This window comes from Bradyrhizobium sp. WSM471 (assembly GCF_000244915.1).
In the GTDB taxonomy this organism is placed as follows: domain Bacteria; phylum Pseudomonadota; class Alphaproteobacteria; order Rhizobiales; family Xanthobacteraceae; genus Bradyrhizobium.
On record NZ_CM001442.1, the window covers coordinates 7094136 to 7115441 of the forward strand.

A 21306-nucleotide genomic window follows, 5' to 3' on the forward strand; every position below is an offset into this window, starting at 1 on the left:
TGGGCACCTATATGTGAGGTGCGTGGCGTAGAGCGAAGAGTACCCCCTCAGCACGCGGCACTTGGAATGAAAGCTGGGGATCATGCTTGACTATAACCACCCGATAGATCGGGCCAGACCGGAGGCCCCGCAGCAGCGGCCTCAGGCCGGCTTCAACGTGCTGGAGCTGGTCAACCTGCTCTGGCGGCGGAAGATCGCGATTGCCGTTGCCGCGCTGCTCGGTGCGACGCTTGCCGTCACCGTGGGCAAGAGCCTGACGCCCCGCTACACCGCCACCGCCCAGCTCTATGTCGACCCGCGCGAGCTTCAGCTCGTCGACCGCGAGCTAACGCCCCGCGCGCAGGACGTCTCCGGCATGTCGATGGTGGTCGAGAGCCAGGCGCGCCTGATCACCTCCAACAGCGTGCTGCTCCAGGTGATCCAGCAGGCTGATCTGGACAAGGATCCCGAATTCGGCGGCGGCGCCGACGGCAAAGGCGTGATGTCGTCGCTGCTCGGCCTGATCGGCCTTCAGCCCCACGCGCCCTCCGCCACGGAGAAAAAGGAAGTTCAGCTCGCCGCTCTCGAGGCGCTGAACCGGCACATCACGATCCGCAAGACCGAGAAGAGCTTCATCGTCGACATCGAGGTCTGGTCCACCGATCCGGCGAAAGCGGCGATGCTCGCCAACACGCTGACCAGCGCCTACCTCGCGGAATCCCGCAACTCGCAGGCGTCCGCCGCCCGGCGCGCCACCAACGACCTCTCCGGTCGCCTGAAGGAGCTGCGCGAGCGGCTGCGCAGCGCCGAGACCGTGCTCGCGACCTACAAGGCCCAGAACAATTTCGTCGGCACGCAAGATGCGCTGATCAGCGACCAGCAGCTTTCCGCCAGCAACCAGCGGCTTTCCGCCGCCCGCGCCGCGACGATGGACGCGCAGGCGCGCCTCGACCAGATCGAGGCGAGCCGACGCACGACGGCAGATGCAGGCGCGAACTCCGAGGCGCTGCAATCGCCGACCATCGCGAACCTGCGCGCCCAATATGCCGACGCGCGCAAGAAATATGCGGAGCAGGCCGGCGAGCTCGGTCCGCGTCATCCGGCGCTGCGCCAGACCGAGAAGCAGGTCGAGGATCTCAAGCGCACCATCAACGAAGAGATCGACCGCTTCGCCCAGTCCGCCAAGAACGATTTGACGCGCGCCCGCGACTTTGAAGCCTCGCTCAGCCGGGCGCTGGAGGCGCAGAAGCGGCAGAGTGTCCAGCTCAGCCAGGCCGCCGTGCGCTTGCGCGAGCTCGAGCGTGAAGCCGATGCCAGCCGTGACGTCTATCAATCCTTCCTCAAGCGCTCGCGCGAGACCGAGGAGCAGGAGACGCTGAACACCTCGGCGGCCCGAATCATCGGCGAGGCGACGGTGCCGCAGCGGCGCTCGTTCCCGCCGGCGATGAGCCTGTTCGCCATGATCGGTTTCATCTTCGGCGCAATCGCTGCATCGAGCTGGTTCGTCGCGGCCGAACTGCTGCTCGCCGGTGCGTTCGCGCCGGCGCCGGCCCGTGCCAATCGCACTCCGTTGCCGCAAGCTCCGCGAGCTCCAGAGCCTTCGAGGGCGCCGGAAACTCCCCGGCCTCAGCCAGTTTCGCGAGCCCCGGAAGTCGCGGAGGCACTGCCGGAACTCGCCGCCCCGCCGCTGCAACCTTCGATGGTCGAGAAGCCCCTGATCGAAAAGCCGCTGATCGCGCGCCTCCAGGAGGCCGACGTCATCCACACGCTCGGTGCCATTCTCGCCAGCGGCGGCGGCATCGACCTCACCCGGCTGGGCTGGCCGACGCTGCGCCCCGGCTTTCCACTGACGACGCTGCTCAACGCCTGGCGCGACATGCGCGCTACGGCGGCCCGGCGCGCCGGCGGAAAGACAATGCCGGTCATCGCGCTCGTCGGTGCCAGCGAGACCACCGGGCGCAGCGTGACGGCGCTGAATTTCGCGCTCGCGGCCGCGCGCGACGGCGCCCGGGTGCTGATAATCGATGCCGACCATCAGGCGCACCCGCTCTCGAACAAGGTCAACCGTCCCGGCAAGAGCGAGCCGAGCAAGGTCGGATGGCTTTCGATCGGCAGCAAGGCCGCACGCGAGATCAAGACACTCAACGGCATCTCGGTATTGCCGGCCGTCGACGGCGACGCAACCAAGGCCACTGACGCCATCCGCAAGGCCATCGCGCAGGCGCGCTCCGCCGGCGGTTATGACCTTGTGGTCCTCGACGGCCCCGCGGCGTCACTCACGGCCGGCAGCCGTAAGCTGCTCGATGATGCCGACGCGCTGGTGGCGGTGCTGCCGACCAGCCTCGACATCAACGACGGCCTGGAAGAGATATTGAGCACACTCGGCCGCGCCGAGCGCAAGCTCGTCGGCGTCGTGCTCGACGAACTCACCCCTATGGCCCAAGCTCGCCAACGAGGCAGACAATATGCTTGAGCGCCGCATCAATCTCGATGGCCGGGCCGCAACCGCCGACGTGCCGCGGATCACCATTGGCGGCCTCCGCATGGCTGCGATCGACCTGGAAGCGACCGCAGATTTCATGATCGAGGCGACCGATCCGCGCCATCGCATCGGCCGTCCGCTGCACCTGACCTCGGCCAATGGCGAGGTGCTGGCGCGGTGCTCGACCGAACCGGAGACCGAGCGCCTGTTCCGCGGCGCCGACCTCATCAACGCCGATGGCCAGCCGCTGGTCGCGGCGTCCAGGCTGCAATCCTGGTTTCCGTTGCCCGAGCGCGTCGCCACGACGGACCTGTTTCACGTCGTCGCGCGCAAGGCTGAGGCGGTCGGCCGCACCTTCTATATGTTCGGCGCCAGCGAGGACGAGAACGCCGCTGCGGTCGAGAACGTTCGGAAGATGTATCCAAACCTCAAGATCGTCGGCTACAGCCATGGTTATCTCCGTGGCGATGCGCTGCGCGCGAAGGTCGACGAGATCAACGCGCTAGCGCCGGATTATCTCTGGGTTGCGCTGGGCGTGCCAAACGAGCAGGCGTTCGTCGAGGAATTCACCCCGCATCTCACCAATGTCGGCGTCATCAAGACATCCGGCGGCCTGTTCAACTTTTTGTCGGGCAGCCGCGCCCGCGCGCCGCGATGGATGCAGAAGGTCGGGCTCGAATGGGCCTGGCGCACCTTGCTCGAGCCCCGCCGCCTGTTCTGGCGCTATTTGACCACCAACCCACGCGCGATCTATCTGCTGTTCAGCCGCAACCGGCCCTTCAATCGCTGAGTAGAGAACGACATGACCCCCGCCGGTCATCAGCCCCGACTGCGCCATCTCAACGCCAGCGGCGCCGGTATTGCGCCTTGCGGGTCGGGCTCATAAGCGGCTAAAGAGACTGTCACGGTCGGCGCCGGCAACTTTCCCGGCCGCCGTATGTTTTGTATGGCCGCTGACACAAGCGGCACAATCGGCTCAGCCAGTAGTGCGAGCCAGCTTTTCACAGCGAAGGCCACGATCGAGTCCGCGCATCGGCCTGCTTTCAGGCGCGACCCAAGGGAGCACGGAACGAATGCATCAGGCCGCAAGCCTGCAATTCGAGCGCATGATGGACGAGCTCGTCCTCTGGCATGCCGTGCCGGAGGACGAACGATCGCCGGCGCCTGCCTGGTGGTGGGGTCCGGCGATGGCGGTGCTCGACACGCACGAGCCGATGCGACAGGCCTGGTGTTCTGAACTCGGTCTGAGCCAGGACTCGAGCTTTGCCGAAGGCGCGCACGCCCTGCTCGCCCTGTTCGCCAAGCAAACCTCGCTGACCTGGCCGGATGATTTTCCGCGCAAGGTGCAAATCAAGGAAGACGACGTCCGCGAACTGCACCCGCAGCCATCAGACGACAGCGCTTTTCAAGCGTAGCGCCGCGGCCTCGGTGGCGACATGGTCCGGCCCCGGCTGGAGCGGCGGCGCGACGGGCAGCTCCATCGGCCGCAGCAGCTCGGCCATCTCCCGCGCCGGCAGCGGCATGGAGATCAGGAAACCCTGCATCTCGTCGCAGCCATGGGTGCGCAGGAACGCCTCCTGCTCGGCGTTTTCGACGCCTTCCGCAACCACGGTCATGCCGAGCGCCTTGCCCATGCTGATGATCGCCTGCGCGATCGCCTGATCCTCTGCGTCCTGCGGCAAGTCGCGCACGAAAGAGCGGTCGATCTTGATAGTGTCGATCGGAAAATGCTTCATCAGTGACATCGACGAATAACCGGTGCCGAAATCGTCGATCGCCAAGCGAATGCCGCGGCTCTGGATGGCGTCGAGCACCTTGAGCGCGCGCCCGACGTTGCGCATCATCATGCTCTCAGTGACCTCCAACTGGAGCAGCACGGGTGACATGCCGCTGGCGGCCAGCGCCTCGTCGACGTCCTGCAACAGATGCTCGTCCACAAACTGCCGCGGTGACAGGTTGACCGCCATCGACACCGGCAAGAGGCCGCGGCGCTGCCAGGCCATGGCCTGCGCGCAGGCCTCCTTCACCACCCAGCGGCCGATCGGCACGATCAATCCGGTCTCTTCCGCAAGCGGAATGAACTGCGCCGGCGAGATGCTGCCGAGATCCGGGTGCGTCCAGCGCAGCAGGGCTTCCACGCCCGTGATCTGGCCGGTCTCCATGTCCACCTTGGGCTGGTAGTTCAAAGTGAATTGATCGCGCTCCAGCGCCCGGCGCAGCGCGCTCTCCAGCGACAGCCGCTCGATCGACTGCGTCTTCACTTCCTTGGAGAAGAAGCGGTAGCCGTTCTTGCCGTCTTCCTTGGCGAGATACATCGCCATGTCGGCGTTCTTGGTCAGTGTCTGTGCGTCGGAGCCGTTGGTCGGATACATCGCGATGCCGATCGAGGCCGTGGTGTGGCACTCATGCCCCGCCAGCTCCATCGGTTCGGCAAGCGCCGTCAACAGCTCGTTCGCGATGCGCTGCACGTCATCGATCTCGCCACATTGGTCGAGGATCACCACGAACTCGTCTCCGCCGAGCCGCGCCACCACGTCGCTTGCGCGCAGCGCACCACGCAACCGGTTGGCCACTTCGAGCAGGAGCAGATCGCCGGCCTCGTGGCCCAGCGAATCGTTGATGACCTTGAAACGGTCGAGGTCGATGAACAGCACCGCAAAGCGGTGGTCGTGGCGCTGCGCTTCGTCGATCGCCTCATGCAGCAGCGCGTTGAAGGTCTCGCGGTTCGGCAGGTCGGTCAGACTGTCGTGCGAAGCGAGGTATTCGATCCGCTCGTCGGCCTCGTTTTTCTCGTCGGCCCGGTCGAAATTCTCCATCGCGAAGGAGACGTTGTCGGCGAGGCGCTGCAACAGCTCAACGAACTCGGCCGTGAAGGTGCCCGGCTCGGTGGACATGTAGATCATGACGCCGACGGCCTGATCGTGCGCGACGAGCGGAAAAGCCGCGCCCGACCGCGCGCCGTCGTTGCGGACAATTGCATGGAAGGCGCGAACGCGATCGTCGTTGAGATAGTCGTTGCTGATGCAGGGCTGGCGGGTGCGGAACGCCGTGCCGCTCATTCCGCGCCCCTCGGGACGTTCGGGGTCGATTGACAGGCGGACATTGCGCGTGGTGTCAGACGATGGTCCGGCACTGGACACGATCTCCAGCTGGTCGCTGTCGGCCCTCGACAGTGCAATGGTGGTCGAGGTGAATTTTGCGCCATTCGAGGCGGCAAGGCAGACGAGGTCGAACAGTTCGGCGCGCGACTTCGCCCGCATGATCGCCTCGTTGGTGGCGCTCAGCGACGCAAACATCCGCGTCAGGCGTTCCTTCTGCGCCTCGGTGCGGGCCTTCTCCTCGGCACGATCGAAATTGTCGAGGGCGAAAGAGACGTTTTCAGCGAGGCGTCCGAGCAGTTCGACCAGATCGGGTGTGAACGTATTCTCTTCTGGTGCGAGGAAAAGCAGGATGCCAATCGGCTCCTGGCCGGCCCTCAGCAGTGGGAAGCTGGCAGCAGCCCGGGTTCCATCCTCGATCGCCTTGGAATGCCAGTGCACCGATCGCGGATCATTCAGATAATCGTTGATGACACTGGCCCGGCGGGTCCGCAGCGATATCCCTATGATCCCCTGGCCCTCAGGATGGTCGGCGGAAACGAGGCAGGTGCGTCCCACCATTCGTTCCTGCAGGCGTCCCTTCACGGCGACCACCCGGACAAGCTCACGTTTGTCGTCCAAAGTGCCGATTGTCGCGGAGGCGAACACCCCGCCGAGCACGGCGGCCTGGCACGCGACCTCGAACAGCTCCTCGCGCGTCTTGGCGCGCATGATGGCCTCATTGGTGGCGCTCAGCGCCTCGAACATGCCACTCAGGCGATCACGCTGCTTGTCGGCCCGCGCTTTTTCGTCGGCCCGATCGAAATTCTCCAGCGCGAAGGCGACGTTGGCCTGGAGCTTGCGCAGGAGCTCGACGAACTCGTCCGTGAAAGTGCCGCGCTCGCGCGAGTTGAACAGGAATACGCCCTCGACCCTGTCACCGTTGAACAGCGGCAGCGCGGTTGACGACCCAATACCGTTGCGACGCGCGCTGGCGTGCCAAGGCTCGAGGCGAGTGTCGGCCAGGATGTCGTTGCTGATACAAGGCTGTCGCGTCCGGAACGCAGTGCCGGTCAGCCCGCGTCCCTCCGGCACCTCGTCGCTGACCGGCAACCTGAAGGTTCGTACCTCAGCGGCGTTCGGTCCGAACGATGCGACGATGCGAAGCAGTCCCGTGTCGCGGTCGAGCAATGCGATCGAGGTCGAGGCGAACTTCGCGCCCTGCACCGTGGCTTCGCAAACTAGATCAAACAGTTCGCTGCGGGATCTTGCCCGCAGAATGGCCTCGTTGGTCGCGCTTAGCGCCGCGTACATGCGCGCCAGCCGTTCCTCCTCCAGCGCGATCTGGGCCTTCTCCTTGTCGCGGTCAAAATTCTCGAGCGCAAAGCATACGGTTTCAGTCATGCGCAGCAACAGTGCGACGATGCCTTCGTCTTTCGCCCAGGCTTTGCTCACGAAGAAAAACAGCACGCCGATGCTGGTACCACGCTTGATCAGGGGAGCAGCCACGCAGGCGACGGCGCCGGCATTGACGTTGGCCTGCTCCCAGGTGGTCCCCTTGGTACGATTGACGAGGTCGTCCTCGACGACCGCTTTCTGCGTCCGGAACACCTCGCCGGACATGCCTTTGCCGTAGGGACTCTCCGGATCGATCGAGTAGCGCGACTGTCTGATCAGATCCAGATTTTGTCCGGTCGCTGCCACCGGCGTCAGCCATTCGGAATCCGGCTCGCGCAGCAGAACGAAAGTTGCAAGCGACTTGCCACTGTACACAGCGGCATCGCAGACCCGCTGGTACAGATCCTGCTCGGTGCCCGCGTGAAGGATTGCTTCATTGGTCGCGGTGAGGGCGCCGAACATGCGGTTGAGCCGCCGCACTGCCCGCTCGCCATCCACGCGCGCTGTCTCGCGCGCGAAATTCTCCAGCGCATGTGAGATATTGCTCGACATCCGCTCGAACAGCGAGACCATCGCCTCGTCGAGCGTGCCTGCCCCCGAGCGGGTCACATACAACACGCCGATACTGCGACCGCCGCAGATCAGGGGAAGCGCCGCGGCTGCGCCGACACCCGCCCCGGCCGCGCCCTCGCGCCACGCGAGCGAGCGCGGATCGTTCAGGTAATCGTTGCTGATGCAGATCCCCTGGCTGCGAAAGGCTTCGCCGCCGACGCCCGATCCCTCCGGCGTGCCGGCCGCCGTGGTGATCTTGATCGCACGCAGCCGCGCAACGTCGTCGCCGCAGCCGGCCGCAAACCGCAGCCGCTGGCCATCCGGCTCCGCCAGGAAGACGGCGACGGCCATGAAGTCCCCACTCGAAAACCCGGCGTCGCAGACCTTCTGGTACAGCTCGTCCGGCGACTTCGCGTAAAGGATCGCTTCGTTGATGTCGCTCAACGCTGCAAGTGTGCGCGCGAGGGTCCTCTGCACGATCTCACTCCCCCGGCATCTCTGCCATTTTATCCCGGATAGCTTATGAGGGCGGATGGCCTAAGTGGGGGTTATTGGTTCCCGCAAACCGTCAATCAAAGTGAACGAGCTGCGAACAACCGGCGCGAAATCCCGCTGTACGGGATGGCAGTTTCGACCGACCACGCGTTCTGTTTACGAATTTGCAGCCCTGTATTGGTTTACGGGAGATTGATATCGCAGCCGCGCTTTGAGACCATGGCTCCCAACAAGCAGCCTGTTAAGGGTACCAGCCGGGGAAACGCCATGCCGATCGTCCAGGCCGACCGCCTCACGCGCATCAGCGCCGCGCTGCTTCGTGCCGCCGGAGCTTCCGAGGAAGAGGCCGACGCGGTCGCAGGCGGCTGCGTCAAAGCCAATCTCGCCGGCCACGATTCCCACGGCGTGATCGCCGTACCCACCTACATCGACCGCATCAAGGCCGGCCATATCGTGCCCGGCGCCAAATGGAGCATCGTCCGGGAATCCCCGACGACGACCGTGATTGACGGCCAGTGGGGTTTTGGCTTCCACGTCAACGCCAAGGCGATGGCGCTGACGATCGAGAAAGCGAAGACAGCGAATGTCGCCGCCTGCACCGTGTTCCGGCAAAGCCATGTCGGCCGCCTCGCCGCCTATCCGCTGATGGCGATGCGCGAAGGCATGATCGGGATCGCAACGGCGGATTCCGGCCGCTCGCCGAAGCACGTGGCGCCGTTCGGCGGCAAGGAGGCTCGGCTCGGCACCAATCCGATCTCGATAGCGGTGCCGTCCGATCTCGATGCGCCGTTCTATCTGGACATGGCGACCTCTGCGGTCGCGGCCGGCAAGATCCAGCTCGCGGTCGCCCGCGACGAGGAGATTCCGACAGGATGGATCATCGATGCCGAAGGACGACACACCACCGATCCGACCCAATACCGCAAGGGCGGCGCGCTGCTGCCGCTCGGCGGAACCGAGGGCTACAAGGGCAGCGGCCTCGCCGCCATGGTCGAGGTCCTGTGCGGCCTGCTCACCGGCCTTGGTTTCGGCGTCGAGCCCACGGGCCGGCACAATGACGGCTGCTTCATGGCCGTGTTCAACGTCGCCGCATTTCGCCCGTTGCAAGACTTCAAGCGCGAGGTTGCCGAGTTCGCGCACTATCTCAAATCGACCCCGCCCTCCGAGGGCAGCAAAGGCGTGTTCTATCCCGGAGAGATCGAGGGCGTGCGCGAGCAGCAGCGCCGGCGCGACGGCATCGAGATCGAGGATGCGACGTGGGAAAAACTGCGCGCGCTGGCGCGCGAGTACAGGCTGGATACGGTCCTTGATCTGGCCTGACGCAATTCGGAGAACAGCAGCATGACGCGGCAGATGGTACTGGTCGGCTTCCTTCAGGCCCAGAACTGCACGAATTTGCCGAGTTCATGGCGCCATCCGGACTCGCGCGACGATTCGATGTCGGCGGACTACTATCAGGAGATCGCCAAAATCCTCGAAGCCGGCAAGTTCCACATGGCCTTCTTCGACGACCGGCTGGCGATGCCGGACCGCTACGGCAACGATCACGCCCACACCGTCGAATACGGTATCCGCTGCGTGAAGATGGACCCGCTGATCGTGCTGACAACGATGGGCATGGTTACAGAGAAGCTCGGGTTGGGGGCGACCGGCTCGACGACTTATTTCGAACCTTTCGACATCGCCCGCCGCTTCGCAACGCTCGACCTGATGTCCGGCGGACGCGCCGGGTGGAATGTCGTCACCTCGCTCAACGACGGCGAGGCCTTTAACATGGGCCGGGATTCTCATCCCGAGCACGACGCCCGCTATGACCGTGCCGACGAGTTCATGGAGGTCGTGCTCGGCCATTGGGACACCTGGGAAGACGGCGCGCTCATAATGGACAAGACGAGCGGCCGCTTCGCCGATCCAGCCAAGGTGAAGCGGCTCGATCACAAGGGCCCATTCTACAAGTCGCGCGGTCCCTTCACCGTGCCGCGCTCGGATCAGGGCCATCCCGTGATCATCCAGGCGGGTGCGTCCGGCCGCGGGCAACGCTTTGCAGGACGATGGGGCGAGGTGATCTTTACCGCCGCACGCAACCTCGCCGCCGCCAAGGAAGGCTATGCGTCCGTGCGTAATGAGGCCGCGAAAGCCGGCCGGGATCCGGAGGCGATGTTCCTCTGCAACCTCACGACACCGGTCTGCGCCGCGACCAAGGCCGAGGCCGAAGACAAGATGGCGCTGGTCAACAAGCTGCCGCTGCAGATCGACGCGCTGTCGCTACTGGCCGAAGCGCTCAATTACGATTTCGCCTCCAAGGATCTCGACGAGCCGCTGACGACGGAAGAGTTGAAGAGCATGCAGGGCATTCTGGGCATCCGCGACGGCGTGCTCAAGAACTCCGGCAAGAGCAATCCGAGCGCGCGCGATTTCGTCACCTTCTCCGGCCGCGGCCAGGTCCAGGATGCGATGGTCGGCGGCCCCAAGGAGATCGCGGACAAGCTCGAAGAAATGTTCGTCGAGCGCGGCTGCGACGGCTTTGTCATCGCCGCGACCTATGTGCCCGGCTCCTATGCCGATTTCGTGCAACATATCGTCCCGGAATTGCAGCGGCGCGGATTGTTCCAGAAGGAATATCGCGGCAAGACACTGCGGGAAAATCTCGGGCTCAAGCGGCCGGCTGCCGGCGACTGGAAAGTGGAGCCGCGCGATGCCGTGGAATAACAACGGAGACACGGCATGCGCTGGCTGAAATTCACCGCCGCGGACAAGATGTCCTGGGGAATCGTCGAGAGTGACCAGGTCATCGCCGTCGATGGCGATCCCTTAGGCGAATGGCAGCGCACCTCGCGCACGCATCCGCTGTCGCAGGTTAGAATCGAGCTGCCGCTGATTCCGCGCACCTTCTACTGCGTCGGCCTGAACTATCTGAAGCACCTGAAGGAGGCCGCCGACAAGCGCGGCGAGGTGCCAGCGGTGCCGGACAGACCCGAGATCGGCTATCGCGCCCAGAATGCGCTGATCGCACATGACGAGGAGGTCGTGATCCCGTCCTTTGCGACGGACAAGATCCACTACGAAGGCGAACTCGTCGTCGTCATCGGCAAGAAGGTCAAGCATCTCACCAAACAGAATGCCATGGATTGCGTGTTCGGCTACACCATCGGCAACGACGTCAGCGAACGCAGCTGGCAGAAGGCCGACCGCAGCCTGTGGCGCTCGAAGAACGCCGACACGTTCAAGCCGATGGGCCCGTGGATCGAGACCGAAGCCGACCTCGACAAGATGGAAACGATCGTCCGGGTCAACGGCAAGGAGACCAACCGCTTCCACACCAACGACATGATCTTTGGCGTGGTGCCCTTCCTGGTCGAGCTGACCAAATACTTTACGCTATGGCCGGGCGATGTGATCTGGATGGGCACGGACGGAGCCTCGCCTGACATCAAGCACGGCGACGTCGTGGAGATCGACATCACCGGTATCGGGACGCTGCGGAACAGGTTCGTGCGGGAAGAGCGGTAATCCTCATCCCGAGGAGCTTGCGAAGCAAGCGTCTCGAAGGATGAAGGCCCGGTTGTGGCCTCCCCCTTCAAGACGGCCGCTACTCGGCCTCCTCAGGGTGAGGCGGCAGATTTGAACACGTCGCAGCTCAAAACGGCAGGGCCACGCCCGTCTTGATCTCTTTCAGCACGACATTGCTTCTCACATAACGAATGCCGGGAATGCGGAACATGAAGTCGTCGAGGAATCTGTTGTAGGCCGCCATGTCCTGCACGACGACGCGCAAATGGTAATCGGCATCGCCCGTGGTCGCAAAGCACTCCAGCACCTCACGCCGCGTGGTCACCCGCCCGACGAACTCGTCGACGAATTTTGCGTCGTGCCGTTCCAGCGAAACATGGAGGATCGCGGACATCGCAAAGCCGGCCTGCTCGCGCGCGACCAGGGCCGCATAGCCCCGGATGGCACCGCTCTCCTCCAGCGCGCGCACCCGGCGCCAGCATGCCGAGGTGGACATGCCGACCGCGTCGGCGAGCTGCTGGTTGGTGGCGCGGCCGTCCTTCTGAAGGAAGGCGAGAATCCGCGCATCCTGGTCTTCGATCATGGAAACCACCAAAATGGATTATTCAACCTGAATATATATTAGATCGGATAATTCTACCATAATTGGCGCAATGTTCGGAAAGATAGGTAAGACCTACCAATCGCCCAGGCCTACCCTTCTCCCATCCGGCAAGGATGCCGCGGGAGGTCCGCATGGACGCCAAATCGTCACTCGACGCCTATGAGCTTTCCGACCGCTACGATCGCCAAGAAGGCCGCGTTTTCCTCACGGGCACGCAGGCCATCGTTCGCATCGCGCTCGACCAGGTGCGGCGCGACCGTGCCGCCGGACTGAACACGGCGGGCTTCATCTCGGGCTATCGCGGCTCGCCGCTCGGCGGCATCGACCTCGAACTGTGGCGCATCCAGGAGCGACTGAAGCGGGACCGCATTGAATTCATCCCCGCAGTGAACGAAGACCTTGCCGCAACCGCCGTGCTCGGCTCGCAACAGGTCGAGACGCAGGCTGACCGCGAGGTCGATGGCGTGTTCGGGCTCTGGTACGGCAAGGGCCCCGGCGTCGATCGCTCCGGCGATGCGCTGAAACACGGCAACGCCTACGGCTCCTCGCCGCATGGCGGCGTTCTGGTGGTTGCCGGCGACGACCATGGCTGCGTCTCGTCCTCGATGCCGCACCAGTCCGACGTCGCCTTCATGAGCTGGTTCATGCCGACACTCCACCCCGCAAGCGTCAGCGAGTACCTCGAATTCGGTGAATATGGCTACGCTCTGAGCCGCTTCACCGGCATGTGGGTCGGCTTCAAGGCGATCTCGGAGATCGTGGAATCCGGCGCCTCCGTCGCGCTGCGCCCGCCGCGCGTCTTCCACACGCCGGACTTCGCGCCGCCGCCAGGCGGCCTGCACTATCGCTGGCCCGATCTGCCGGGCCCACAGATCGAAGAGCGGTTGGAGGCGAAGAAGCATGCGGTCTATGCCTTCGCAAAGGCCAATCCGATCGATCGTCACATCTACGACATCCCGGGCGCCACCTACGGCATCGTCACCACAGGCAAGGCACATCTCGATCTGATGGAAGCACTGCGGCTGATGGGTCTTGACGAAGCGGCCTGCCGCAGCATCGGCATCGACATCTACAAGGTCGGCATGGTCTGGCCGCTGGCGCTGCATGACGCGATGGCGTTCGTGAAGGGCAAGCGCGAGATCCTCGTGGTCGAGGAGAAGCGCGGCATCATCGAAAGCCAGTTCAAGGAATATTTTTACGATTATCCGGGCGAAAAGCCCGAGCGCATGGTCGGCAAGCACGACGAGACCGGCGCACGGCTGATCTCCTGGATCGGGGAATTGTCGCCGCGTGCGCTCGCCGGGGTACTCGCACGCCGGCTCGATCCGATGTTCCCAGGCCTTAATCTCGCCGCACGCGCAGCCGGTTTGATGCCCGAGGCCGCGCGCACGATCAACGTCTCTGGTGCAACGCGCACGCCCTATTTCTGTTCGGGATGCCCGCACAACACATCGACGAAAGTGCCGGAGGGATCGAAGGCGCTGGCCGGCATCGGCTGCCATTTCATGGCGAGCTGGATGGACCGCGAGACATCGTCCCTGATCCAGATGGGCGGCGAAGGCGTGAACTGGGCCGCCTCGTCACGCTTCACCGGCAACAAGCACGTCTTCCAGAATCTCGGCGAAGGCACCTATTATCATTCGGGTTCGATGGCGATCCGGCAGGCGATCGCGGCCAAAGCCAACATCACCTACAAAATTCTGTTCAACGATGCCGTCGCGATGACCGGCGGCCAACCCGTCGACGGCCCGATCAGCGTCCACGCTATCGCGCACAGCGTCCGCGCCGAGGGCGTTGCGCGCGTCGCGCTGGTGTCGGACGATCCAGCGCAATTTTCGCCAGGCGATCTTCCGGTCGGCGTGTCCATCCATCCGCGCGAAGAGATGGACAGCGTGCAGCGCGAGCTGCGCGATATCCCCGGCGTCTCCGTGCTTATCTATCAGCAGACCTGCGCGACGGAGAAACGGCGGCGCCGCAAGCGTGGACAGATGGCCGACCCCAAACGCTTCGCCTATATCAACGATCTCGTCTGCGAGGGCTGCGGCGACTGCTCGGTCGAATCCAACTGCCTCAGTGTCGAGCCCAAGGAGACGCCCTTTGGCCGGAAGCGCCGGATCAACCTCTCATCCTGCAACAAGGACTTCTCCTGCCTCAACGGGTTCTGCCCGAGCTTCGTCACCATCGAGGGCGCGAAGCGCCGGAAGAAGGGCGCGAGCCGGATCGACGCGGTCGGCCACGCGGCCACGCTTCCCTTGCCCGCGCCCGCAACGCTCGACCGTCCCTATGATCTGCTCATCACGGGCGTCGGCGGCACCGGCGTGATCACGGTCGGCGCGCTGATTGGCATGGCGGCGCACATCGAACGAAACGGTGTCTCGGTGCTGGATTTTACCGGCTTTGCGCAAAAATTCGGGCCGGTGCTGAGCTACATCCGGTTGGCCGCCTCGCCCGAAGCGTTGCATCAGGTCCGTATCGACCAGGGCGCGGCCGATGCGCTGATCGGTTGCGACCTCGTCGTCAGCTCCTCGCCGAAGGCGTCCGGCACCTATCGGAAAGGCACGCGCGCCGCGGTCAACACCGCAGAGATGCCGACCGGCGACGTCGTCCGCTTCCGCGATGCAGATCTCGCCTCACCCGCCCGCCTGCGCGCGATCGGCCAGGTTATCGGCGACGGCAATCTCGACACCATCAACGCCAATGCGCTGGCCGAGCGCCTGCTCGGCGATGCCGTCTATGCCAACATCGTCATGCTGGGCTTTGCCTGGCAGCACGGGCTGCTGCCGGTCTCGCTGTCGGCGCTGTTGCGCGCGATCGAGCTCAACGGTGTCGCGGTTGGCAGCAACAAGCAGGCTTTTGCCTGGGGCCGGATTGCGGCCGCCGATCCTGACTTCTTGCCGAAGGTGGACGGAGCGCCGAAGGCCGAGACCCTCGACCAGCTGATCGACCGCCGCGCCGACTTCCTCACGGCCTATCAGAACGATGCCTATGCAGCGCGCTATCGAGCGCTCGTTGCAAATGTTCGCAATGCCGAAGCCAAACTGAATAGCGAGGCGTTGACCGAGGCGGTCGCGCGCGCGCTGTTCAAGCTGATGGCTTACAAGGACGAGTACGAGGTGGCGCGGCTGCACATGCAGGGTGGGTTCCTCGACGAGTTGAAAGACGAATTCGAAGGCGACTTCAGCATCCAATATCACCTTGCCCCTCCGTTCCTGCCGTCGAAGCGCGACGCCCGCGGCCGTCCGCGCAAACGCAGCTTCGGGCAGTGGATCCAGATGCCGCTTGCGCTGCTGGCGCGATTGAAGGGATTGCGCGGGACGCCGTTCGATCCGTTCGGCTACACGGCGGAACGGCGCGCCGAGCGGGAACTGATCACCTGGTATGATGGCGTCGTCGAGCGGCTGCTCCGGAGGCTCGACGCGGCGCATCTGCCAAGTCTGGTCGCCATTGCAAAAGCGCCGATGGATATCCGGGGCTACGGGCCGGTTAAGGACGCCGCGATCGGGAAGGTGAAGGCGGAGGTCGAACGGCTGTTCGCCGAGCTCGATGCGCCATCACCTGCAAAGATGCGCGCCTACGGTTGACGGGGCGCCGACGAGGCTTCAGCCTCTGGAGCCGAGGCGCGCCCTGATGGCGCTCCTGCAACCGGGTGACGCCTCATGGATTTCGACCAGTTGACCCTGACCCAGGCTGTGGCCGACCTCCGCGCCGGAAAAATCACGAGCACCGCGCTCACGACGGAAGCTCTCGCTCGCGCCGAGGCCAATGCCGATCTGAATGCCTTCATCGCCCTGGACGAGGCCGGTGCCCTGAAGGCTGCGGCCGCATTCGACGCGGCCGACAACAAGGACAAGCTGCTCGGCGGCGTTCCTATCGTGATCAAGGACAATATTGAGGTCGCGAGGCTCCCCTGCAGCGCAGGAACGCCAGCGCTGCAGCACTACGTTCCGAAGGCGGACGCGCCGGTGGTCGCAAAGCTGCGCGCGGCGGGCGCGGTCATCATCGGCAAGACCAGCATGCACGAGCTCGCCTTCGGCATCTCCGGCTACAACACCGCGTTCAAGACCGGCGCGGAATTCGGCGTGCGCAACGCCTATGACCGCGCCTTGATCGCGGGCGGCTCCTCCTCCGGAACGGGCGCGGCGATTGGCGCGCGGATCGTCGCGGGCGGGCTCGGCACCGACACTGGCGGATCGGTCAGGGTCCCCGCCGCACTGAACGGATGCGCGTCGCTGCGCCCGACGGTCGGACGCTACCCGCAAGCCGGCATCGCGCCGATCTCGCACACCCGCGACACCGCGGGGCCCATGGCAGCGACCATGGCGGATGTCGAGCTGCTCGACCGCGTCATTGCGGGTGCCGAAGCCGTTCAGGCAGCCGATCTGAAGCAGATGCGAATTGGCATCGTGCGGTCGATGCTGATCAATCTCGATACCGACACCGAGACCGCCTTCCAGGCGGCGGTCGCGAAACTGAAGGCGCAGGGCGTCACGGTGGTCGAGATCGAAATGCCGCAATTGGCCGAACTCAACGGCCAGGTCGGCTTTCCCGTCGCGCTGTACGAGGCCTATGACGACATGGTGGCCTATCTCGCTCACACCGGCACCGGCATCACCATCGACGCACTGGCGCGGGAGATCGCTAGCCCCGACGTCAAGGGCACCTATGACGGCCTCGTGATCCCGCGCAAGCTGCCTGGTCCAGACAATACGCTGGTCGATGCCGAGCCGATCTATGACGCTGCCATCAGGTCCGCGCGTCCCGCCCTGCAGGCGCTCTACAGCAGGACTTTCGCCGACAACCGGCTCGATGCCATCGCCTTCCCGACCACGCCGCGCGTCGCTATTGCCTCCAATCCCGATTCCAGCAGCCTGGATAATTTCGGCCTGTTCATCCAGAACACCGATCCCGGCAGCAATGCCGGCATTCCCGGCATCCAGATTCCGATCACGCTCGGCGCCACCAGCAAATTGCCTGTCGGCCTCGAGCTGGACGGCCCGGCCGGAAGCGATCGCCGGCTGCTTGCGATCGGCTTGGCGCTCGACGCCGTGTTCGGGCGATTGCCGCCGCCGCGCCCGTCATGAATACGGATTGATCAGCTTCTGCTGTTCGGCGCTGTACTCCACCAGCATGTCGATGAAGGTCCTGACCTTGGCCGACAGATGATGGCGGTGTGGATAGACGGCGTTCATCGACATCTCGACTGGACGATATTCGGGCAAGAGGCGCACCAGCCGACCGGCCTCGAGATCGTTGCGGATCAGAAATCCGGCCATCAGGCAGACGGCAGCGCCTTCCAGCGCCACCTTTCGCAAGGCCTCACCGCTGTTGGTGATGAAGCTACCGGAGATGCGCACCGATGCCGGTGCGCCCTTGCGATCGAAGAAGCGCCAATCGTCGCCGAACGGATAATTCAAATGGCGCCCGCAATTGTGTGTGGTGAGCTCACCGAGCTTCTGCACGCGACCGTGCTTGTCGAGATAGTCGTGCGAGCAGCACAGCACGTGACGCCAGGTGGCAAGGCTGCGGACGATCAGGCTCGAATCCGGTGGCGAGGTCATGCGCAGAGCAACGTCATAGCCTTCTTCGATGAGGTCGATGTCGGCCTCGCCCATGCGCAGATCGATCTTGAGCTCCGGATAGGCCGACAGAAGTTTCGCCACCACCGGCGCGACGAATGGCACCATGTGCGTGGCGACGTGGATTCGTAGCGTGCCACGCGGCACCGACTGCAATTCGCTCGCGATATCGTCGGCCTGTTTGAGCTCGGCAAGTATCTGGACGCAGCGGTCGTAATAGGCCTTGCCGATGTCGGTGAGGCTGACCTTGCGCGTGGTGCGCTGAAGCAGCCTCACCCCGAGCCGGTCTTCCAGCGCCTGGACGTGATTACTCACCATGGTGGTCGACATGTTGAGCTTGCGGGCTGCTGCAGAGAAGCCGCCGGTCTCGACCACCCGGCTGAAGACTTCGAGACTGGTCAATCGGTCCATGCCGACTGATTATCCGCTCTTGATCGACAATCGCAAGGATTTCCCTCGGATTATCCATCAGATCATCTGATCCGCGCATGGCGGATGGGTTAGCCGCAATTCCTCGACAGACGCGGCAATTGCTCTGGGGCAGCCGGACCTCCGGCTCCTTAAACCCTAGGCGAAGGCGAGATGGCCGGACCATCCACTCCCAACGGATAATCCTTCCGGTATTTCGCCGATTATCGATCGAGCGAAGAAGACCGATAGTCTCAGCCAGCCGATAGGAGACTGCCATGTCCGAGATGCCCCGCACCGAAAACTTCCAGCAAGCGACTGAGATAACTCAAGCTTCCCTCACGGCGCCGGTGCGTGGTCAGGCTCGGAATATGGTCCGGCGGGCGGCGTTGGTACTCGCGTTCCTCGCGGGCACGGCAGCGATTGTCCATTACGGACACGACTACTGGGTCAACGGCCGTTATCTCGAGACAACGGACGACGCCTATGTGAAGGCCGACTCCACGATCGTGGCGCCAAAAGTCTCGGGCTACATCGCCAAGGTGCTGGTCAGCGACAACGAAAAGGTCAAAGCGGGCCAGGTGCTGGCGAAGATCGACGACCGCGACTTCAAAGCGGCGCTCGACCAGGCCCGCGCCGATGTCGCTGCGGCGGAAGCATCGGTGCGCAACCTCGACGCCCAGCTCGAACTCCAGCAGCCGCTCATCGAGCAGAGCATGGCCGATGTCGCTGCTGCGGACGCGAATCTGAAATTTGCGCAGGAGGAGCGCGCCCGCTACGACGATTTGATGAAGTCGGGCTCCGGCACGATTCAGCGCGCACAACAGACTGACGCTGCGTTGCGCGCCAGCAACGCGCAGCTGCAACATGCCAGGTCGGGCCTCGTGGCCGCGCAACGCAAGGTCGACGTGCTCACCACCCAGCGCGCGCAGGCTACAGCCCAGCTCGAACACGCGCGCGCGGTCGCGGAGCAGGCGACCCTGAATCTCTCCTACACCGAGATCACTGCGCCGGTCGACGGCACGGTCGGCGCCCGCTCACTGCGCGTGGGACAGTTCGTGCAGGCCGGCACGCAATTGATGGCAGTGGTGCCGCTCGATGCGGTCTATGTCGTGGCGAATTTCAAGGAAACGCAGCTCACCCATGTCCGCGCCGGCCAGCCGGTCGAGTTGCACGTCGACAGCTTCCATAACCAGACCCTGCGCGGCCACGTCGATAGCCTGTCGCCGGCGAGCGGGCTCGAATTCGCACTGCTGCCGCCCGACAACGCCACCGGCAATTTCACCAAGATCGTTCAACGGGTGCCGGTGAAGATCGTGCTCGACGACCGCAGCCTGACCGGCCTGCTGCGCCCCGGCATGTCCGCGGTGCCGACCGTCGACACCAAGCAGACCGTGCTGGCCGAGCGTGAGACGGCGAAGCATCTCGCCGACAACGCGGCCCGTCCGAACGGCGGTTGAAGCCGGAAAGGTCCGGCGGGATTATCAAATCAGGCCGGATGATCCTTCCCAAACTTCGTCGATTATCGAAACCGTCCGCCTAATGCATCCTGTCTCCGTAACCGAGACGAGGCTTCCATGAGCACGCTCCAACGGACCGTCAATACCGCCTCCCCGGCCAATATCCCCGCTCCAGTCGCGGCCCCCGCAACGCCCGCCGTCTCGGCCAAGACCTGGATCGCCGTGATCGGCGCGACGCTCGGCGCCTTCATGGCGGTGCTGAACATCCAGATCGTCAATGCCTCGCTCGCCGATATCCAGGGCGCGATAGGCGCCGGCATCGATGACGGCGGCTGGATCTCGACCTCCTATCTGATCGCGGAGATCGTGGTGATCCCGCTCTCGGGCTGGCTGGCGCAGGTGTTCTCGATCCGCATCTATCTCCTCACCAACGCGGTCCTGTTCCTGGTCCTGTCGGCCGCCTGTGCTCTGGCGCAGGATCTGCCGCAGATGATCGTGCTGCGCGCAGTGCAAGGTTTTACCGGCGGCGTGCTGATTCCGATGGCGTTCACGCTGATTATCACGCTCTTGCCGCGCGCCAAGCAACCCGTGGGCCTTGCGCTGTTCGCGCTGTCGGCGACGTTCGCGCCCGCGATCGGCCCGACCATCGGCGGCTATCTCACCGAGAATTTTGGCTGGCAATACATCTTCTACGTCAACGTTGTCCCCGGCGCGATCATGATCGGCATGCTCTGGTACGCGCTGGATGCAAAGCCCATGAAGCTGTCGCTGCTGCGCGACGGTGACTGGGCCGGCATCATCACCATGGCGATCGGACTGTCGGCACTGCAGACCGTGCTCGAGGAAGGCAACAAGGACGACTGGTTCGGCTCGCCCTTCATCGTCAAGCTGTCCGTCATCGCGGCCGTGGCGCTGACCGCCTTCCTGATCATCGAGCTGACCGTGAAGAAGCCACTCCTGAATCTGCGACTGCTGGTCCGCCGCAATTTCGGCTTCGGCATGCTCGCGAATTTCCTGCTGGGAATCGCGCTCTACGGCTCGGTGTTCATCCTGCCGCAATATCTGGCCCGCATCCAGGGTTACAATGCCGAGCAGATCGGCATGGTGCTGGCATGGACCGGCCTGCCGCAGCTCCTGCTGATCCCCATGGTGCCGCGGCTGATGCAGAAGCTCGATGCGCGGCTCATCATCGGCGTCGGCTTCGTCCTGTTCGCGGCCTCCAACTTCATGAACATCACCATGACCGGCAACTATGCCGCCGATCAATTGCTCTGGCCCAACGTGGTTCGTGCGATCGGCCAGGCGCTGGTGATGGCGCCGCTATCTGCGGTGGCGACCGCGGGCATCGAGCCGGAGAACGCGGGCTCAGCCTCCGGCCTCTTCAACATGATGCGCAATCTCGGCGGTGCCGTCGGGATCGCGTTGTTACAGACCTTGCTAACCAAGCGCGAGCAGTATCACTCAAACGTTCTGATGCAGTCGGTCTCGCTGTTCGAGCAGGCGACGCGGACACGGCTGGAACAGCTCACCCAATACTTCGTCAATCACGGCATTCTCGACCGGGCGGATGCATCGCATCGCGCCTATGTCGCGATCGGCCACATCGTGCAGAAGCAGGCCTATATCCTTGCCTTCAGCGACACCTTCTATCTGCTCGGCGTGGCACTGATCGTCGCGCTGTTCGCCACCCTCTTCCTGAAGAAGGCCGGCCACGCCTCGGCCGGCGGCGCCCACTGACGTCAACCCAGCAAGCAAGGAGAACGAC

The 21306-nt window shown here is 64.2% G+C and carries 13 protein-coding genes; 10 read left to right on the forward strand and 3 right to left on the reverse strand.

The genetic code is table 11. The features are described from left to right. Nucleotides 1-82: 82 nt before the first annotated feature. The 3 genes from BRA471DRAFT_RS32360 to BRA471DRAFT_RS32370 all read left to right on the forward strand — a co-directional run bounded on the left by BRA471DRAFT_RS32360 (nt 83) and on the right by BRA471DRAFT_RS32370 (nt 3876). Nucleotides 83-2452 carry an exopolysaccharide transport family protein gene (locus tag BRA471DRAFT_RS32360; RefSeq protein WP_007615049.1) on the forward strand — a complete coding sequence of 790 codons (2370 nt, stop codon included), beginning with the start codon at nt 83-85 and terminating at the stop codon, nt 2450-2452. After that, complete coding sequence (locus BRA471DRAFT_RS32365) at nt 2445-3251, forward strand: WecB/TagA/CpsF family glycosyltransferase (protein WP_007615050.1); 807 nt, start codon at nt 2445-2447, stop codon at nt 3249-3251. The genes BRA471DRAFT_RS32360 and BRA471DRAFT_RS32365 overlap by 8 nt, the downstream gene beginning before the upstream one ends. A gap of 283 nt (nt 3252-3534) precedes the next feature. Next, nucleotides 3535-3876, forward strand: a complete 342-nt coding sequence (locus BRA471DRAFT_RS32370; protein ID WP_007615051.1) for a hypothetical protein — start codon at nt 3535-3537, stop codon at nt 3874-3876. Here the strand turns inward: BRA471DRAFT_RS32370 and BRA471DRAFT_RS32375 are convergent. After that, entirely contained in the window at nt 3850-7965 is a 4116-nt protein-coding gene (locus BRA471DRAFT_RS32375; protein WP_007615052.1) for a GAF domain-containing protein, read from the reverse strand. The genes BRA471DRAFT_RS32370 and BRA471DRAFT_RS32375 overlap by 27 nt on opposite strands. A gap of 285 nt (nt 7966-8250) precedes the next feature. Between BRA471DRAFT_RS32375 and BRA471DRAFT_RS32380 the strand changes: the two genes are divergently transcribed. Genes BRA471DRAFT_RS32380 through BRA471DRAFT_RS32390 form a run of 3 tightly spaced genes read left to right on the forward strand, consistent with a single transcriptional unit; the run spans nt 8251 to nt 11493 of the window. After that, nucleotides 8251-9303 carry an Ldh family oxidoreductase gene (locus BRA471DRAFT_RS32380; protein WP_035974470.1) on the forward strand — a complete coding sequence of 351 codons (1053 nt, stop codon included), beginning with the start codon at nt 8251-8253 and terminating at the stop codon, nt 9301-9303. A 21-nt stretch (nt 9304-9324) separates the two neighbouring features. Then, nucleotides 9325-10692 (forward strand): LLM class flavin-dependent oxidoreductase, encoded by a 1368-nt coding sequence (locus BRA471DRAFT_RS32385; protein ID WP_007615054.1) that lies wholly within the window; start codon nt 9325-9327, stop codon nt 10690-10692. A 15-nt stretch (nt 10693-10707) separates the two neighbouring features. After that, complete coding sequence (locus BRA471DRAFT_RS32390) at nt 10708-11493, forward strand: fumarylacetoacetate hydrolase family protein (protein ID WP_007615055.1); 786 nt, start codon at nt 10708-10710, stop codon at nt 11491-11493. A gap of 127 nt (nt 11494-11620) precedes the next feature. On the opposite strand, the gene BRA471DRAFT_RS32395 is transcribed toward BRA471DRAFT_RS32390, so the two are convergent. Continuing rightward, entirely contained in the window at nt 11621-12076 is a 456-nt protein-coding gene (locus BRA471DRAFT_RS32395; RefSeq protein WP_007615056.1) for an Lrp/AsnC family transcriptional regulator, read from the reverse strand. Between the two features lie 152 nt (nt 12077-12228). Between BRA471DRAFT_RS32395 and BRA471DRAFT_RS32400 the strand changes: the two genes are divergently transcribed. Together BRA471DRAFT_RS32400 and iaaH are read left to right on the forward strand one after the other, a co-directional pair. Further along, complete coding sequence (locus BRA471DRAFT_RS32400) at nt 12229-15678, forward strand: indolepyruvate ferredoxin oxidoreductase family protein (RefSeq protein ID WP_007615057.1); 3450 nt, start codon at nt 12229-12231, stop codon at nt 15676-15678. Nucleotides 15679-15753: 75 nt separating this feature from the next. Then, complete coding sequence (gene iaaH / locus BRA471DRAFT_RS32405; protein WP_007615058.1) at nt 15754-17178, forward strand: indoleacetamide hydrolase; 1425 nt, start codon at nt 15754-15756, stop codon at nt 17176-17178. On the opposite strand, the gene BRA471DRAFT_RS32410 is transcribed toward iaaH, so the two are convergent. After that, a complete protein-coding gene (locus BRA471DRAFT_RS32410) occupies nt 17173-18084 on the reverse strand; it encodes a LysR family transcriptional regulator (RefSeq protein WP_007615059.1) in 912 nt (303 codons plus the stop codon). The two genes, iaaH and BRA471DRAFT_RS32410, sit on opposite strands and share 6 nt — an antisense overlap. Before the next feature lie 275 nt (nt 18085-18359). On the opposite strand from BRA471DRAFT_RS32410, the gene BRA471DRAFT_RS32415 reads away from it, so the two are divergent. Continuing rightward, nucleotides 18360-19541, forward strand: a complete 1182-nt coding sequence (locus BRA471DRAFT_RS32415) for an HlyD family secretion protein (protein WP_007615066.1) — start codon at nt 18360-18362, stop codon at nt 19539-19541. Between the two features lie 117 nt (nt 19542-19658). Next, complete coding sequence (locus tag BRA471DRAFT_RS32420; protein ID WP_007615068.1) at nt 19659-21278, forward strand: MDR family MFS transporter; 1620 nt, start codon at nt 19659-19661, stop codon at nt 21276-21278. Nucleotides 21279-21306: the final 28 nt, after the last annotated feature.

Excerpts from the sequence above, each read along its gene's own strand:
- BRA471DRAFT_RS32365 (WP_007615050.1), top strand. The coding sequence starts at position 2,445 with ATGCTTGAGCGCCGCATCAATCTCGATGGCCGGGCCGCAACCGCCGAC.
- BRA471DRAFT_RS32390 (WP_007615055.1), top strand. The coding sequence starts at position 10,708 with ATGCGCTGGCTGAAATTCACCGCCGCGGACAAGATGTCCTGGGGAATC.
- iaaH (WP_007615058.1), top strand. The coding sequence starts at position 15,754 with ATGGATTTCGACCAGTTGACCCTGACCCAGGCTGTGGCCGACCTCCGC.
- BRA471DRAFT_RS32415 (WP_007615066.1), top strand. The coding sequence starts at position 18,360 with ATGTCCGAGATGCCCCGCACCGAAAACTTCCAGCAAGCGACTGAGATA.
- BRA471DRAFT_RS32395 (WP_007615056.1), bottom strand. The coding sequence starts at position 12,076 with ATGATCGAAGACCAGGATGCGCGGATTCTCGCCTTCCTTCAGAAGGAC.
- BRA471DRAFT_RS32370 (WP_007615051.1), top strand. The coding sequence starts at position 3,535 with ATGCATCAGGCCGCAAGCCTGCAATTCGAGCGCATGATGGACGAGCTC.
- BRA471DRAFT_RS32380 (WP_035974470.1), top strand. The coding sequence starts at position 8,251 with ATGCCGATCGTCCAGGCCGACCGCCTCACGCGCATCAGCGCCGCGCTG.
- BRA471DRAFT_RS32385 (WP_007615054.1), top strand. The coding sequence starts at position 9,325 with ATGACGCGGCAGATGGTACTGGTCGGCTTCCTTCAGGCCCAGAACTGC.
- BRA471DRAFT_RS32360 (WP_007615049.1), top strand. The coding sequence starts at position 83 with ATGCTTGACTATAACCACCCGATAGATCGGGCCAGACCGGAGGCCCCG.
- BRA471DRAFT_RS32420 (WP_007615068.1), top strand. The coding sequence starts at position 19,659 with ATGAGCACGCTCCAACGGACCGTCAATACCGCCTCCCCGGCCAATATC.
- BRA471DRAFT_RS32400 (WP_007615057.1), top strand. The coding sequence starts at position 12,229 with ATGGACGCCAAATCGTCACTCGACGCCTATGAGCTTTCCGACCGCTAC.
- BRA471DRAFT_RS32410 (WP_007615059.1), bottom strand. The coding sequence starts at position 18,084 with ATGGACCGATTGACCAGTCTCGAAGTCTTCAGCCGGGTGGTCGAGACC.